13 protein-coding genes are annotated in these 16691 nt (G+C 44.2%); 2 read left to right on the top strand and 11 right to left on the bottom strand.

The window, feature by feature from the left end; all coding sequences use genetic code 11:
• Positions 1 to 218: 218 nt before the first annotated feature.
• The 10 genes from M1D81_RS03720 to M1D81_RS03675 all read right to left on the bottom strand — a co-directional run bounded on the left by M1D81_RS03720 (position 219) and on the right by M1D81_RS03675 (position 13680).
• Positions 219 to 1196, bottom strand: coding sequence for a tripartite tricarboxylate transporter substrate-binding protein (locus tag M1D81_RS03720; protein ID WP_456265591.1), 978 nt, complete (start codon positions 1194 to 1196; stop codon positions 219 to 221).
• Between the two features lie 3 nt (positions 1197 to 1199).
• On the bottom strand, positions 1200 to 1895 hold the full coding sequence (locus M1D81_RS03715) for a response regulator (RefSeq protein ID WP_456267164.1): 696 nt from the start codon (positions 1893 to 1895) through the stop codon (positions 1200 to 1202).
• A 3-nt stretch (positions 1896 to 1898) separates the two neighbouring features.
• Positions 1899 to 3494: an ATP-binding protein gene (locus tag M1D81_RS03710; RefSeq protein ID WP_456267165.1), complete on the bottom strand. Its 1596-nt coding sequence runs from the start codon at positions 3492 to 3494 to the stop codon at positions 1899 to 1901.
• A 142-nt stretch (positions 3495 to 3636) separates the two neighbouring features.
• The gene (locus M1D81_RS03705; protein WP_456265592.1) at positions 3637 to 6621 is read right to left on the bottom strand and encodes an exosporium glycoprotein BclB-related protein; all 2985 of its coding nucleotides are present in this window, start codon (positions 6619 to 6621) and stop codon (positions 3637 to 3639) included.
• 112 nt (positions 6622 to 6733) lie between these two features.
• Positions 6734 to 7816 carry a bifunctional diaminohydroxyphosphoribosylaminopyrimidine deaminase/5-amino-6-(5-phosphoribosylamino)uracil reductase RibD gene (gene ribD / locus M1D81_RS03700; RefSeq protein ID WP_456265593.1) on the bottom strand — a complete coding sequence of 361 codons (1083 nt, stop codon included), beginning with the start codon at positions 7814 to 7816 and terminating at the stop codon, positions 6734 to 6736.
• Positions 7817 to 8099: 283 nt separating this feature from the next.
• The gene (locus M1D81_RS03695) at positions 8100 to 9857 is read right to left on the bottom strand and encodes a WD40 repeat domain-containing protein (protein ID WP_456265594.1); all 1758 of its coding nucleotides are present in this window, start codon (positions 9855 to 9857) and stop codon (positions 8100 to 8102) included.
• 4 nt (positions 9858 to 9861) lie between these two features.
• Positions 9862 to 10665 carry a formylglycine-generating enzyme family protein gene (locus tag M1D81_RS03690; RefSeq protein WP_061110494.1) on the bottom strand — a complete coding sequence of 268 codons (804 nt, stop codon included), beginning with the start codon at positions 10663 to 10665 and terminating at the stop codon, positions 9862 to 9864.
• Positions 10666 to 10697: 32 nt separating this feature from the next.
• Positions 10698 to 11423: a GTP cyclohydrolase II gene (locus M1D81_RS03685; protein ID WP_456265595.1), complete on the bottom strand. Its 726-nt coding sequence runs from the start codon at positions 11421 to 11423 to the stop codon at positions 10698 to 10700.
• A gap of 281 nt (positions 11424 to 11704) precedes the next feature.
• Entirely contained in the window at positions 11705 to 12361 is a 657-nt protein-coding gene (locus M1D81_RS03680) for a class I SAM-dependent methyltransferase (protein WP_456265596.1), read from the bottom strand.
• Positions 12362 to 13332: 971 nt separating this feature from the next.
• Positions 13333 to 13680, bottom strand: a complete 348-nt coding sequence (locus M1D81_RS03675) for a general stress protein (protein WP_034282732.1) — start codon at positions 13678 to 13680, stop codon at positions 13333 to 13335.
• Between the two features lie 221 nt (positions 13681 to 13901).
• Between M1D81_RS03675 and M1D81_RS03670 the strand changes: the two genes are divergently transcribed.
• Positions 13902 to 14279 (top strand): YfmB family protein, encoded by a 378-nt coding sequence (locus M1D81_RS03670; protein WP_039177083.1) that lies wholly within the window; start codon positions 13902 to 13904, stop codon positions 14277 to 14279.
• 123 nt (positions 14280 to 14402) lie between these two features.
• On the top strand, positions 14403 to 15407 hold the full coding sequence (locus M1D81_RS03665) for an NADP-dependent oxidoreductase (protein WP_456265597.1): 1005 nt from the start codon (positions 14403 to 14405) through the stop codon (positions 15405 to 15407).
• A gap of 37 nt (positions 15408 to 15444) precedes the next feature.
• On the opposite strand, the gene M1D81_RS03660 is transcribed toward M1D81_RS03665, so the two are convergent.
• Positions 15445 to 16587 carry a DEAD/DEAH box helicase gene (locus M1D81_RS03660; protein ID WP_024426644.1) on the bottom strand — a complete coding sequence of 381 codons (1143 nt, stop codon included), beginning with the start codon at positions 16585 to 16587 and terminating at the stop codon, positions 15445 to 15447.
• Positions 16588 to 16691: the final 104 nt, after the last annotated feature.

Here is a 16691-nt window from a genome sequence, read left to right as displayed (position 1 = left end):
AATGCTTTTTGTTCATTTTGTTCAAACATTGGGCTATTTCATTCCATGAAAAAAACAAAGGGTTTATTTCATCCCTTTGTCTTCTTTTCAGCGTGATAGAAAACCTTTGCAGCCCTAGGAAAGACGAGTAATGGAGCGGAGCGAATATGAGATTCGCGAGCACCGGCACGCAGGAATGCGGGCGAATGCAAGGGTTTGTCTACACGCTGGAAGCGGTCTCACTCGACCGCTTGTTCTCCTTGTATCAATTGCTCATATTGCCTTAATTGATTTTCCATAAAGATCTTTGCCTCTTTGCTGTTCATATAACGACTTGTCCAGCCTTTTTGCTTTAATCGCTTTTTCCAGGACTTCGTTTTCGTCATTTTTTGAAGAAGCTGATCCCATTCACGAATGTCATGCTGACTCATTTGTTTTGGGCCCATCACACCGCGCCAATGGGAGAAGATGAGCGGAATCCCCTGCTCTTTCCATGTCGGCACATCTTCAAATCCATCTAAACGCTGGCTGGTTGTCGTCGCTATGAGCTTCAGCCTCTTTTTTTCATAATCATGACGAACCTCTGTAATGGTAGTCGTTGCTGCATCCACTTCATGGTCAATGAGTGCCTGAAATAAATCGTCTGCACTGTCAAATTTCAAAAATTGAATGCGATATGGATCAATCCCTGCCATTTCTGCTGCTCGGGCGAATGAGATTTGATCATCATTTCCAAAGTCAGGGGCAAACCCAATTTTTAAGGAATCTGGTTTTTTCTTGAGTGCGTGTAACAGCTCCTTCCCATTTGCAAAAGGAGAATCCACTGGGACTGCGACGACCTGCCACTCTTCTGCAAGAATTGCCAGCGGCGTCACATCATTCATCGTCACGTTACTGCTGCCAAGTAAATTACGGCTTAACAATAAGCTTGAATTTAAACTGATATAGTTGGCTTCCCGCTCCATCATGTATGTCCACCCTTTATCCACCGTTCCGCCTCTTTGATAAAGAATGTTCACAGGCCGGTTCACCAGCTTCTCTTGTTCAAGCACTGATTTCATCACCTGAGCCGTTTGGTCAAATCCCCCCTCTGGTACACCCGACACCACAATATATAAGGAGCTTTGCTGCAGGAAAGAGTCTCCGGCCTTTTTTTCATTAAAGGTGAGCGTCATACAAAGGCAGAGCACGATCACAAAAAGCATTCCTTTTTTCATCTTTTAAGACTCCGCTTGTTTGGCAGGGTAATATTTACGTTCAGGTCTGCCAATAATTCCGTATGCAAGCTCTGCCCGGCATTCCCCTGTTGTCACGAGATACTCTACATACCGTCTCGCAGTTGTACGTGATGCGCCCATCTTTTCCCCGAGTTCTTCTGCTGTAATTCCGCTATTCTCTGATGCCATCAATGTTTTCACTTTATCCAAGGTCAGTGAATTGATGCCTGTGGGGAGATCTCTGTCATCCCTCTGTTTTGGCTCTTCCTGCATCTGCCCAAAAAACAGATCGATCATCGTTTGATTGACTTCATCCTTTGAATTGATGATGTCTTTCTTTTCTTTATATTCGGTTAAGACTTGTGCAAACTTTTGTGCGGTCACCGGTTTGATTAAATAATGAACCACTCCGTAATGAAGCGTATCTCTTAAAAGCGTCGTTTCCGTTGCAGCTGTGATAATGATCACATCTACTTCAGGACAGCGTTCTCTTAAAAGCGGCAGCAGGTTGGTGCCGAGCTCATCAGGCATATAGACATCAAGCAAGATAAGATCCACTTGTTCCCTCTGGAGCGCCTCCCACATATCCTTTGCACTCTTTGCCTTTCCAGCGACCTTAAATCCTTCTATCTTTTGTATATAAGATTCATGAATGGCAGCGATTCGAAAATCATCCTCCGCAATGAGTACGTTAATCACCATCTATTCCCCCTTTGTGCCTTTCGGTATGTATACAGTGAAGATGGCACCGCCTTCTTTTTGGTTCGCAACTTCAATCCAGCCCCCAAGCTCGTCCAATACTTCTTTCACATTCGCAAGCCCGTAGCCTCGTCCTTCTCCCTTTGACGAATGGCCTCTTGTGAAAATCTGTGACAGTTCCTCTTCATTCACTCCATCACCTGAATCTGACACTTCTATGATAATATCAAACCCAATATCTGTGATGAAGAGTTCTACCTCGCGCTTCTCCTTATTTAATACAGCTTCAAAAGCATTATCGACGAGATTGCCAATGATGGTAATAAAGTGAGATAAACTTAAATGAGCTGGGAGCGGTTCAAGTGAGCTATTTTCATCAATGTGGAAATGGACTTTCTTCTCAGAAGCTTTCCCTAACTTGCCAAGTAAGATGGCTTGTATTTTAGGAGAACGAATCTGCTTCTTGAGTAAATCGTGCTGACGGTTTTGCAGATGATATTCTTCTTTAATTAGGTCGATGGCTTCATCAACTTGCTTCAGCTCAAGCAGGCCCAAGATGGCGTACAGCTTATTTGAGAATTCGTGCGTTTGGGCCCTTAGGTCTTCTGAATATTGGCTGACCTCTGTTAATGTATCCAGCAGCTTCGTCAGCTCCGTTTTCTCCCTGAAGCTCACAATCCCTCCGAATACTCGATGATCCTGCATTACTTTTTTCACATTTAAGACATAGGTTTTATCATTGACAACGGTTTCGATGTTAGGTTCAATCGTCTCCGCCTTTAAATAGAGAAGAAGTTTGACATTTGGCAAGACTTGATCAATATGAAGGGGCAGCTTTGATGAGACGCGCAGCATGTGCTCAGCTGATGTATTCATCATCGTAATCGCGCCTTTCTGGTCAAACGCAATGATCCCTTCTTTTATAGCGAGCAGCATCGCCTCTCTCTCTCGATACAACGAAGCAATTTCATGCGGCTCAAGCCCTAATGTATCTTTGCGAATACTCTTCGTTAAAAAAATCGCACCGAATATGCCAGGCAAAAGCACAAGAAGGGCAATATAGCTAAGTTTCAATAGCTGATGAGCTGTCGCTTGATCAATTTCCTTTTTTAAAAATTCGACGGTGACTGTGCCGATAATTTCTTCATGCCCTCCTGTTTCTTTCATAATGGGTGCACTGCCTCTGACAACGGTTTCACCATTAGAATCATCAGTTGATATGGAGGTTCCTCCAAATAAGAGAGTACTTCTTCCTTCCAATACACTGATGGTTTTTCCTACGTCCTCATGATTCGTATGAACAAGGACCTTTCCTTTTCGATTGGTAATGAAGATGGCATGTGCTCTTACTTGCTCCTTCATTTGCTCAAGCACTGCCTGTTCTTCATTTTGGGACGCTGATAGAGCCACCGATGCTTTAATGGGCGGCATATAGGATATCGTTCTAGCGGTCTGCACCGCCAGCTGTTCAGCTTGACCCTGCCTTTCTGATGTCTGCAGAAAACCAAAACAAATGGTTAATAATGCAATGACAACAAGCAAAAGCCCGATAATTAATCCCAAAATTTTCGTTTGTAAAGTCAGTTTCCTTTTGCCCATACTCACCGCCACAACCCCTAATTCAGTAGATTCACCCGAATAGACTCTAAGAAAATGATATCATTTTTTCTTACTAAGTTAAGAGAAAATTCTTTCAAACAAAAAAGGACGACTCAGGCATCGAGTCGTCCCTATGTGCCTATTACGTGATCGATAAACCAGCACTCGCATAGCCTGCTACGGTATTCACTAAGGATAGACCTGTAGCTGATGCGGAGAATACAACAAGCAATCTTGTTTGCGGTGTGACTGGTACATTGAGCCCAGTCGCAATACCATTTGCTATAGCACCTAGCGTTAAAACCCCGGATAAGGCTGGTGCTAATGTAACGCTTGCTACTTGGGAAAAGCTGTTATTCGGTGTTGGTGAAGCAAACAAACTAGCTGTGACCGTAATACTTGTGCCGAGCAAAGAAAGAGCAGCTGTCGTACTGAAATAGCCGGCAAATGATGTGATCGTTCCGGCTCTCGGAACTGAGAACGCCATGTTGAGTAAAGTGCCTGCAGCGCCTGTTAAATCAATCACTCCGCCTAAAATACTGACACCTGTCGCTGAGTTACCAAATCCGATCAAGCTCGATGTACCAATGAGACCGCCTGCAATTGTTGTCAGGACAGCAGGTGTACCTGAAGCAAACGGAATAATGGCACTCGATCCTGTCACTCCTGTTGGACCGGTGGCGCCTGTGGCTCCTGTACCTGTGACTCCCGTGGCGCCTGTTGCACCGGTTAGACCTGTGGCTCCCGTGGCTCCTGTTAAACCAGTTGTGCCGGTTGCGCCGGTTAGACCTGTAACTCCGGTGACTCCAGTTAATCCAGTTGCTCCGGTTGCGCCGGTTAGACCTGTGGCTCCCGTGGCTCCTGTTACTCCAGTTGCTCCGGTTAAGCCTGTGGCTCCTGTGACACCGGTCGCTCCGGTGACTCCAGTTAATCCAGTTGTGCCGGTCACTCCCGTGGCTCCTGTTACTCCTGTCGCTCCGGTGACTCCAGTTAATCCAGTTGCTCCGGTTAAGCCTGTGGCTCCTGTGACACCGGTCGCTCCGGTGACTCCAGTTAATCCAGTTGTGCCGGTCACTCCCGTGGCTCCTGTTACTCCTGTCGCTCCGGTGACTCCAGTTAATCCAGTTGTGCCGGTCACTCCCGTGGCTCCTGTTACTCCTGTCGCTCCGGTGACTCCAGTTAATCCAGTTGCTCCGGTCACTCCCGTGGCTCCTGTTACTCCTGTCGCTCCGGTGACTCCAGTTAATCCAGTTGCTCCGGTCACTCCCGTGGCTCCTGTTACTCCTGTCGCTCCGGTGACTCCAGTTGCTCCGGTGAGACCTGTATCACCTGTGACTCCAGTCGCACCTGTATCACCTGTTACCCCAGTTGCTCCGGTTACTCCAGTAGCACCCGTATCACCTGTTACCCCGGTGGCTCCTGTGACGCCGGTTGCTCCGGTTGCTCCTGTACCCGTGACTCCCGTGGCTCCTGTGACGCCCGTTTCTCCTGTCGCTCCTGTATCACCAGTTACCCCAGTTGCTCCGGTTACTCCAGTAGCACCCGTATCACCTGTTACCCCGGTGGCTCCTGTGACGCCGGTTGCTCCGGTTGCTCCTGTACCCGTGACTCCCGTGGCTCCTGTGACGCCCGTTTCTCCTGTCGCTCCTGTATCACCGGTTACCCCAGTTGCTCCTGTCGCTCCCGTGACACCTGTCGCGCCTGCGGCTGCTAATAACGTATAGTCTGGAGAAGTATCCGGTGTGCCTGTTGGCGGCGCTGTAATGACCAGATATGTTCCTCCTTCATATGTCACTACTTGACCTACTGGATAGGTTGGCGCTACTGCTGGATCAAACGCTGCAACTCCAGATAAACCGACACCTGTTGCTCCGGTCACTCCTGTTGCCCCTGTATCACCAGTTGCTCCTGTGACGCCGGTTGCACCAGTTGCTCCTGTCGCGCCTGTGATCCCTGTTGCTCCTGTGCCAGTAGCTCCGGTTGGGCCAATTTCCCCCGTCGCTCCCGTAACACCAGTGGCTCCGGTTGGGCCAATTTCTCCCGTAACTCCAGTGACGCCGGTAGCTCCGGTTGGACCAACTTCCCCGGTTGGTCCTGTCACTCCTGTTGCGCCGGTGGAACCCGTGGCTCCTGTACCGGTTGCACCCGTAACGCCAGCCGCTCCTGCAGCGGCCAATAACGTATAATCTGGTGACGTATCAGGTGTACCTGTTGGCGGTGCAGTATTGACGAGGTAAGTTCCTCCTTCATATGTCACCACTTGACCTACTGGATATGTCGGCGCTGCCGCTGGATCAAACGCTGTGACGCCGGCTAGACCTACTCCCGTCGCTCCTGTAATCCCTGTGGCACCGGTTGCTCCTGTTGCTCCCGTAACGCCGGTGGCTCCGGTTGGGCCAATTTCTCCTGTTGCACCCGTACCGGTAGCGCCTGTAACGCCAGTCGCGCCTACAGCGGCTAATAGCGTATAATCTGATGATGTATCTGGTGTACCTGTTGGTGATGCTGTATTCACAAGATACGTTCCACCTTCATATGTCACCACTTGCCCCAATGGATATTCTGGTGCTGCTGCAGCATCATACGGTACAACCCCAGTTAAACCCACGCCGGTTGCTCCTGTGGCTCCAGTTGGACCTGGATCTCCTGTGACACCTGTTGGCCCTGTACCTGTTTCCCCCGCTGCAGCTAATAATGTATAATCCGCCGACGTATCAGGTGTACCTAATGGCGGTACTGAATTGACGACGTACGTACTGCCATCGTATGTCACCACTTGCCCTACTGGGTAGGTTGGTGCTACTGCTGGATCAAATGCCAAGATGCCTGTTAAACCTACGCCTGTTGGACCGATTGGACCTGCTGGACCTGCTGGGCCTGCCGGACCCGCTGGACCCGCTGGGCCTCTTCTTCCTCTCCCGCCTGGCGGGCCTTGAATCACACAAACACAAGGATCTTTTCCGCAGCAAGGATTTTTCACTGGTTTCCCTGGCTTTTCTGAGTTCCCTTTCTTACAACTATCACATTCCCAGCTATTATCCTTATACGCATCATACCAGCTTCCTTTTTGGTAGTGGTCTGTCGAATGAGATGGATATGTCTTACCACATTGCCTACATCTTTTCATGGAATCACCCCCATCCATCGTATTCATCATGTTTGGGAATGGTGTATGTACACTTTTATTTTTTTAAAATAATCAAAAGACCTTGCACTTCATGTACAAGGTCTTTCTTTCATTAAAGTCTCATCGTCATTTTTAAATCTTTTCCTACCATACTATAATCCATATCTACCGGCCGGATGGCTTCTTTTAATGTTTTCGTACCTTCTCCTTCAAAGAAAGTAGGTGCATCTTTCCCTCCAATTAATAATGGTGCCATATAAATAATGACTTCGTTTACAAGTGACGCTTCTAAAAAGGATGCGCTCACACTCCCTCCTGCCTCTACAAGCACCGACATCACAGAACGCTTTTTCAACATACGTAACACCGCATGAAGATCTGTCCGATTTTCTCCGCTTGTGACAAATACTTGATGTCCTTTTTGCATCAGTTGATGATATTTTTTTTGATCGTACTTGTTTGAGGTACAAATGATGGTTTCTGCCATATGATCGTTTAAACATTTCGCATGAAGCGGAATTCTTAAGGTGGAATCTAAAATGACACGAATGGGCTGTGTCACGATTGAATCTTTCACAATAAGACCTGCATCATCTTGAATAATGGTTTCGACGCCTGTTATCACAGCATCTGCTTCTTGACGTAATTGCTGTACTTCTTTCCTTGCTTCTGTCCCTGTAATCCATTTGCTTTCTTGATGAGCTGTTGCAATTTTCCCGTCTAACGAAATGGCTGTTTTTAATATGACATACGGAAGGTCTGATTGTATCGAATGAAAAAAAGAATGATTTAAGCTGTCCGCTTCCCGTTTACATATCCCTTCTTCTACTTCTATTCCTGCTTGTTTTAACATCGTGACCCCTTTACCTGCTACAAGCGGATTTGGGTCCCCGGTAGCAATGACCACACGTTTCACCCCGCTCTTTATAATGGCTTCTGAGCAAGGACCTGTTTTTCCATGATGCGAACAAGGTTCGAGCGTCACATACATATGAGCTCCCTTCGCCTTTTCTCCTGCCATTTGCAGCGCATGAATTTCAGCATGCTGCTCGCCCGCCTTCATGTGAGCACCAATTCCAACGATCTCACCTTTTTTGACTACCACTGCCCCGACAAGCGGATTTGGCGAGGTTTGTCCTTTCATGGCCTTTGCGTTGGCAATCGCTAGCTTCATATAAAAAACATCGTCTTTCATGTAAGTCTCCTTTCTTCTCTTTCAAGGGAAAGAACTCCTTCAGGGAATGAAGGAGTTCTATTCTCATGTGCTATATTTTTTCCATCCGTTTCTTTTCAGATCGATCATAGTAAGGCAAGGAATAAAAAAGTTTATAAGATGCTCGTTGTTTACAAAAACAGCATTTGCGGCATTCATATTTATTAATGAGGAGCACATGCGGACAATTGAGTACAGACAGACCTTTTTTCATATGTTCCTTGCAAACACTTATCATGAGAATCCCCCGCTTACATTCTTTTTCTTAATGAGAGATTACTTCTTTTGGAAATTGTTCAAATAAGCGTAGTACTTCGGTATGCGTCCCATCTTCTCGAACGTGATAAATCCCGCCGTCATATGAGCTTGCATATACATCATTGCCTAATTGTCTGATGGCACTAATCCCATTTTGGGCAATTCTAATTGGGCCGGTGTTGACATCCAGCTCTGGATTCCACACAACGATATAGCCCCAATAATCACCGCTTACAATATAGCCTGAGTCTGTGACTGTGACCGATTTAATCGAATACTGGTGTTCGTTATGCTGGTCTAAAATTCTTCCTGTATGCAAATCAAACAATCTCACATTCTTGTCGCGGCTGACAATGGCGATACGGTCTCGTTTACTATCAATAAAGACATCATTTAACAGCTCTGTCGCACCAATGTATTCCGCTTTTAAGGATAAACTCTTTTTATCTAAAAGACAGATGGTTCCTTCAACTGCTGCTGTGATGATAAGATCTCCTTCTACCTTTAATGCTTTAACCGCACAATCGTGTGCTTTGGAACGGCCGATTTCCTTTAAGTGTTCTGTCGAAATGACATGGACATAACCGCCGTAAGTTCCAATATAAAATTGACGATCCTCCTCGTGGAAATACACGCTGTTGACCGGACCTGTGTTAAGATCAAACGAAACCATTTGCTTTAATGACTCATGAACAATATGCACCTGACTTGCATGGTCTCCCCACGCATAATAGCTTCCATCCCGTGCAACAGCTACTCCATTTGTTAAAACGCCCGTCGATTTGGCAATTTCAATCCCGTTTTTCCTGAATTTTCCATCATCTGATGCGGTAATAATATCACCTGCATCAGTCAGCGCAATATCATTGATAGATGGTGTCGCCATTTCGATCTCATCTGATACGACTTTGCCCTTTTCGATCGACCATTCACAATATGTTTTTCCAAAGCTGGCTCCTAGTATTGACTTCTCATCCTCTGTCCAGACAAGTGAGCGCTCCCACTGATATTTATGAGGCAGCAGTGTATCGACTAAATCACCTGTTTCATAATTCCACAGCTTAATTAAATGGTCGTAGCCTGCTGTCAGCAAGTAATTGCCGCTTGGAGAAAAATTCACGCGCTTGACGCCCTGTAAATGGGCTTTGATGATTTTCTTCTCCTGTAAAGTCGCTGCATCGTAAATAATAACGGTGCCATCATCTCTTCCAAGTGCGAAAACTTCTTTTTGATTGCTGCCGCTGATCGTATCGAGCTCATAATCAAACGGGCCGATTTCCCCTACAATTTCTCCGGTCTCATACAGCCATACAAGGACATATCCATCATCACCTGTTGTATAAGCTTTATCACCATGTATCCATACAGCTAATACATCTTTGCTATGACCATGAAATTCTCTTAAAATAGCGCCCGTTTCGATATCCCAGACTAGGCATCTTCTATCTCTGGACACGGATACAAGTAAAGTATCCTGCTTCGCAAAAGCGACGGCTTCTACATCATCTGCATGACCAAACAACGTGCGGATTCGGGTATTTGTAGCTGTATCATACAATTGAATGGTATAGTCTGACGATGCACTTGCTAAATACTTTCCGTTTTCAGAAAGAGATATGGAGTTAATGATATGCTCGTGACTGCCAATAAACGTTCCTTCTCCCGTCGCCCGGTTCCACTGATAAATACAGCGGTCATAGCCGCCAGTGTAAACAATTTGGTCGTGCTGAGTTGATAAAACAGATGTAATTGGTCCTCTATGCATGGTTTTACACTCCCACCTTTATATGTTGTTTTTGACGAGTCACTAAACGAAAACCAGTAAATCGAAAAACGGGATCTGGGTGCTTCCCGTGTCTTCTTGCGACTCTGCATAAATCTCCGCCTCTTGCGAAAGAGCCGCCTTTTAAAATATAGTAATCACTTCCGAGTGTTTCCGTTAAATCATCGACGACCTCGATGCCGCCTTCATATACGTGATATTTGGTGTTGACCCATTCCTCGACGTTTCCTCCCATATCATAAAGACCAAATAAGGATCGGCCCTTTTCGTAATGACGGACAGGCGTCGTTTTTTCAATATTTGATTCGTGCGTATTGCAGTAAGAAGGATCAAACTCGTCTCCCCACGGGTATTGATTTCTCGTGTTTCCCCGGGCAGCATACTCCCATTCTTCTTCAGTAGGAATTGAAACATCAATTCCAAGTTTCCCGCTCAGCCACTGACAGAACGAGAAGGCTTCCTCAATGTCCATGCCCCAAGCTGGATGATCTTTTCCCCCGCCAAGCTCTTCGTTCGTTAAGCTCTCTGGGTATGTCTGTCCTGTTTCATCACAATAGCTTTGATACAGTTCATTGCTGACGACCGTATCTGAGATAAAAAATTCGTTGATATACGGCTGATAGGATGGAAATTCTTTGTACAGCCATTTTTGAAACTTTTTCTCACGTCCGTAGGTTGGATTGAGCAGCTTGTCCTTCCAGAATTCTGCTGCCTTTTTCATATCTTCTTCATTACTTCCAATCGTTGCATAGCCGCTTGGGATTTGAATCCAATTGATATCAGGTTTCACGCTTTTCTCCCGCCTTCTTTCAATAAACTCGTCTATTGATTAATTAATTTCTTCTCATCGACCATATGCCCTGAGGCTGCTTTTGCCTTTAAATAGGCTTCATTGTAGAGAGAGGCTTCGACCGTATGATCAAACCGCAAAACAGGAAGACCGTAAGCTGCAATAGAATCGACTTTATCTGGATTGTTCGTTAGTAAATGCAATGGTTTCCCTTTGTTTAAATAGTGCAAAACAGCTGCTGCTTCCTCGTAATGCCGATCATCATCCCCGCAGCCGATCAAGCGGTTGGCTTCAAAAGTATCCAGCTGCATCTCCTGTAATTTATACGTCAGCGCTTTTGCCATCAGCCCAATGGACCGACCTTCTTGATTGGCCATATACACAAGCATGCCTTTTCCGTAATCGGTGATTTTCTTCAGTGATAATGCAAGCTGTGGACCACAATCACATTTCAGTGACCCAAACACATCCCCTGTTTGGCAGACACTATGGATTCGCACAAGCGGCGGCCGTTCATTTTCAAAGTCGCCAAATAAGAGACAAGAGGAAAAGGTTTGCTGCGCGGTACTCATTCGGACGATAGATTCGATCGTTGGTTTTGTATCCCGTTCAACAGGTGCGAAGGCATACCACTTAAATGGCACTTCTTCATGTTGAATGGAAATCGGTAAATTCACAGGCCCCACGAGCAAATAGTGTTTTTCTTGAAAGGTAAAATGATGAATCATTGATTGTAATTCATCTACAAACTTGTTCATTTGTCTCCCCCCTATTCATCACTGCACCCAAATCGACTCCCATAGCGCAGTGATGGAGTGATGAATATGTGTACGCACTCCCTCAGCCTGTGTGCTCCCGCAGAAGGAAATGGATGTGCAGTGTCTCTCATCGCTTTAGACCTTGTCCTTTTCCAGTACAAAGGAGCAGAAATCTTGGTTCATATGCTTTATTTTCTGTCAGAGCCGCAAACGCCCTTGATTGGCAGACGCTCTTTCTTCCCATGAACACCTCTGCTAAGTTTGAATCACTCACCTTTGTACTAGATTTTGACGGCAATGACATGATGCTGGCTTATTCCGGCCTTCGCTTGTAACGGTGATATGGATACAAGCTCAAGACCTGCTGCACAAATTTTTTCGCCAAGCTGAGAATCTGAAAATGAAAAATGGAAACGGCCATCTTCTCCGATTAATCCTGTTTTCCACTGTTCTCCCCAGACAACAAGTGAAAAGACACCGCCTTCATGAAGTAAAGAAGAGACCTGTTTTAAATAACGTTCATGATCATCAGGATGTTGATGATGAAAGCAGCCATGATCTAAAATTAAATCAAACTGCATCCCGCGTCCCTGATCCATGGACCATGACATAAAATCTTGATGAACAAAATGGACAGGAACTGTTTCTCTTTTCTGTAACCCTTCCCACTCCTCATGCTCATACAGGTCGATACCGACATATGCGGAAAGCCCGCTTAAATGTTCTAGTGCACGGCCGTTGCCGCACCCGATATCCAGCACAGAAGCGAGTGCATTCTTTTCCCTTGAACGCCATGCCTTTAATGACATCACTGCTGCGTCTGTTAAGGATGGATCAGTAGACCACATATCTGTTCTTTGCTCATAATGCTCTCGGAATGCCATGCGCATCTTTTCTAAATACAATCCACTGTCTTCATGGTACAAAGCCTTTTTCATCATGAAACCTCCTTCAATTCACAATCTTCTTTTCGGGCAAAGGTGGTTTTCAAGCTAAAAACCTTATGTTAAAATGGAAGATGGATTTTTTAGGAAAATCTGTTTTTTCTGAAAAAGGAGAGAAGCATCCCACATGTTCACTCTTCTTTTTCAGCATTCATCCTCATATGCAGCCGTTCGAAGGCCGCATCGCCTCAGCTTGTTCTCTCTTTTTTTCATATGAGTTCACCTCCTTTACCGTTCGATCAACTCACATTTCATATTGAAACCGCTTTCTCTTTTTTATAAGGATTTAACGTCTTTTGACAATCTCTTACACTGTGCTTTTAGTAGAAAGATCAATCTACTGTTTAGAATGGCGATCATTTTTTCTTCAAGTAAACGATCATTTGCTCTTTTCTCATAGACATATTCCTCACAAATTTTCCTCTTAAAGGTGCTTGTACCTTGGTTTCATGCCACCCCCTTTACTTGATTATGCTCCGAATAAACCCGCGAGAAATTTAACAACTAATTCCATAATGACTGGATTAAGCCAAATATATTGCTTTTAGTTTATTTTGTCAACAAATTATTTCCTAAACATTAAAATGAATTTTCTAATTGAAAATACAGGTAATTTTCGTGGTTTTTTGACCTTAAAACACTTATTTCTACAAAAAAATACAACTTAAACCATTAGAACTAAGAAATTTATCTACTAAATTACACAAGCTTTTTATTTAATTTTAAATCAAAATAGAAAGATACAATGATTATTTCCCGAATGGTTTTTTGTGATATTTTGACTATTTTTTTCTGTTTCCCCCTGTTTTTCTTCGGTATAACGGCATTTTCAATTAGAGGGTTTACTATTTATTCCATACTTCTGTATTTACTTATTATCGTAAAAAAGATATATGTCTCTCCTTCAGACATGGAGGCATGAAAAAAAGCCCCTTACAAAAGTAAGAGGCTTTTTCGGTTGGCGTTTACGCCCAGTTTTTCACTTTTTCATGATCGGTGACAAAGAGAAGGACTTTCCCTTCGTCTAAATGTTCTTCAAATGTCTCAGCTTCTTCTTTTGAGAAACCAATTTCATGAATTTTATTGCGGAGCTCATCACCCTTTTTACTAAAGATGTTCCCAACCGCATGTTTGAGTCCAACTTCTCTTGAGCCAATCGTATTGGCATCTGCATTATTTGCAATACGCTCAGTTCGATCATCGTCATGGGACAGAACATAAATGTCCTCTCTTGCAACACCGAGTGCCTTTAATTGCTCTACATCTTTTTGAAGTGTTTCATCATTTGAATACTCTCTTACAACAGGTTTCATTTTATATTCCTCCTTTAACGTCTTACGAATCTTTTACCCGTCACTTTTGACATTAAACCTTCCACGAGCACATCCAATTTGCTTGATGAACGTACCATGTCTATCGACTTATTTTTGACAAAAAGCCCGTAGAAATGACTAAATTTTCTGAATTATTATGTTCAATCCTGTCGATTTGTTGTACAATTCTTATACTGGAGGCTAGAAATGAGGGAGAGCTGATGTATTACTTTTCAGCGGAGCAGCAGTTTAATGCTTGGGTTGTCAGTGATTTGGTGAAACAGCTTTTTCAAAAGTGGAATCCTGAAGAAGCAAATACAAAGCCGCTTACATTGTTTGCCGAACAGCACTTTCGCATCTCCATTGATTATCTCTTTTCCATCATTATTAACATTGGAGATATCGAGTCAATTGAACAAGATCCACAAGACCTGTTGTCCTCATACTTGAATATCCTTTTTCCTTTTGTGACGCGCGATATGATGAAAGCCTCCATGCAAAATGCAAACGAATATTTGTTAAAAGAACGTGATGCGGATGTGTATCAGCTGTTTGGCTGTCTCCCGCCGCTCCTCTCTGTATCTTTTCAGAAAAAGTAGCCCCCTTCGATGAGATGGCGGCTGCTTTTTTTTGTGTGTGTTTTGAAAAGACCGTATGTTTTGAACGAAAAGAAGCATCATGTTAATGTAAATCTAGGCTGTAAGTGAAAGGGAGGATTTGACATGAGTCAACAAAAGCAAATTCAATTAGCTAAACGTCCAAAAGGATTACCTACAAAAGATGTTTTTCATTTTGAAACAGTAGATATACCTGTGCCGCAAGATGGAGAGGTCTTGATTCAAACGAAATATGTTTCTGTAGATCCTTATATGAGAGGACGAATGCAGGATACAAAATCCTATACACCTCCGTTCAAGCTAAATGAAGTGATTCAGGGCGGTGTCGTCGGAGAAGTCGTTGAGACGAAATCGCCTCAATTTGAAAAAGGTGATTTTGTCCTTGGATTCCTTGGCTGGCAAGAATATTCCACTGCCAAAGCTGAATCTCTGACTAAAATTGATCCGTCCATTGCGCCATTGTCCTATTATTTAGGCATTTTGGGCATGCCAGGGCAAACCGCTTACTTCGGCCTGCTTGCGATTGGCCAGCCAAAAGAAGGCGAGACGGTTGTCATCTCTGGAGCCGCAGGAGCTGTTGGTTCTGTTGTAGGACAAATTGCTAAGATCAAAGGCGCTCACGTCGTGGGTATTGCCGGATCTGATGATAAACTCGCTTATTTAAAAGAATTGGGCTTTGATGAAACGATTAATTATAAAACAACAAATGATTTAGATGATGCGATTGCAAAAGCCTGTCCTAACGGCGTTGATGTGTACTTTGACAATGTAGGCGGCGAGATTTCAGATGCGGTGATGAATCATTTGAACCGTTTTGCACGCATTCCAGTGTGCGGTGCTATTTCTTCTTATAATATTAGTGCAAGCGAAGATATCGGACCGCGTGTGCAAACAAAACTCATCAAAACAAGCGCATTGATGCAAGGCTTCATCGTTGCCAACTATTCAGATCGTTTTGGAGAGGCAGCGAAGGATCTCGCACAATGGGTAAAAGAAGACAAACTCACATATAAAGAAACAATCATTGAAGGCTTTGACAACATTCCTGATGCATTCCTTGGACTATTCAAAGGGGAAAATGTCGGAAAACAGCTTGTCAAAATTTCATAACAAAAAAGGACCCTGCCAATAATGGAGGGTCCTTTTCTTATGCCTGCTTGGGCGCAAGGTGCAGCTGGCCTTGCTTATACACAATTTCTTCAAGCGAAAGATTCAGCTTTTTCGCCATTTTTTTCAGCATTGATTGCTCTTGAGGTGTGACAAGACTGATGACTGCGCCTTCTTTTCCTGCGCGTCCGGTTCTGCCTGAACGGTGAATGTAGCCCTCTTCATTTGGCATATCTGCATGAATCACATATGGCAGATCATCAATATCGATTCCTCTTGCTGCAATATCTGTTGCAAGAAGGAGCGGGAATTCACGCTGTTCAAATGATTTCAAGATCACAGCACGTTCAGCTTTTTTTGCTTCACTATGAAGGACACCAAGGTCGACATGATGGTACGCTAATTTCTCTGCATAAATGCTTAAGTTCGTAATGTCACGTACAAAAACGAGCGCCTGCATGTCTTCAAGCCGTGATAGCTTTTGCAGCAGTTTCACTTTGTCACGCTGATCACATAACAGATAATAGTGACCCACTTTCTGCGCTTCTTCCTCGCTTCTAGCAATTTTCAATACTTCTGGTTCAGATGTCATTTCTTTGATCAGCTGAACGGTTTCTTCTTTCAACGTTGCAGAAAAACAAAGGATTTGTCTTTCTTTTAATGTGGACTTAATGATTCCTTGGATCGTTTTCATATGCTCTGGCACAAGAAGCTGATCTGCTTCGTCTAATACAATCGTTTTGACTTCGTGCATTTTCAGTTTCTTGATTTTGATTAATTCTTGTACTCGGCCCGGTGTCGCCACAACGATGTTCGGATGTTTCTTTAGTTTTTCTTGCTGCTTCTTGATGTTCGCTCCACCAATCAAGGAAACCGCTTTGATGTCTGATCCTTGTTTGAACTCTTGCACGACATCAAAGATTTGCATCACAAGCTCTCTTGAAGGTGCCAAGATTAAGACTTGCGGATGCTTGATATTGACATCAATTTTATTTAAAAGCGGCAGTACATACGCAAGTGTCTTCCCCGTCCCAGTTGGCGATTCTGCGATCACATCACGCTTCTCCGTAATCCACTCTGCTGTTTTTTCTTGTATAGCTGTTGGTTTTTCGAAGCCAGCCGCTTGAAAGTTTTCCTGAATAAATGGCTTTGCTTCTTTCAAAAATGCCCAATTTTCCGTCATGTCGATCTCCTTTATCCTCATTCAATCTATCCTTTAGTATCTCAAAATCAGCTTTGAAACGCAATTTTTCTTTTGATGCTTTTATCGAGCTGGACAGTTCGATA

It is taken from the genome of Bacillus sp. JZ105, from assembly GCF_053903125.1.
The sequence above is the reverse complement of the archived record's forward strand: the minus strand, read 5'-3'. Positions and strand labels throughout refer to the sequence as shown.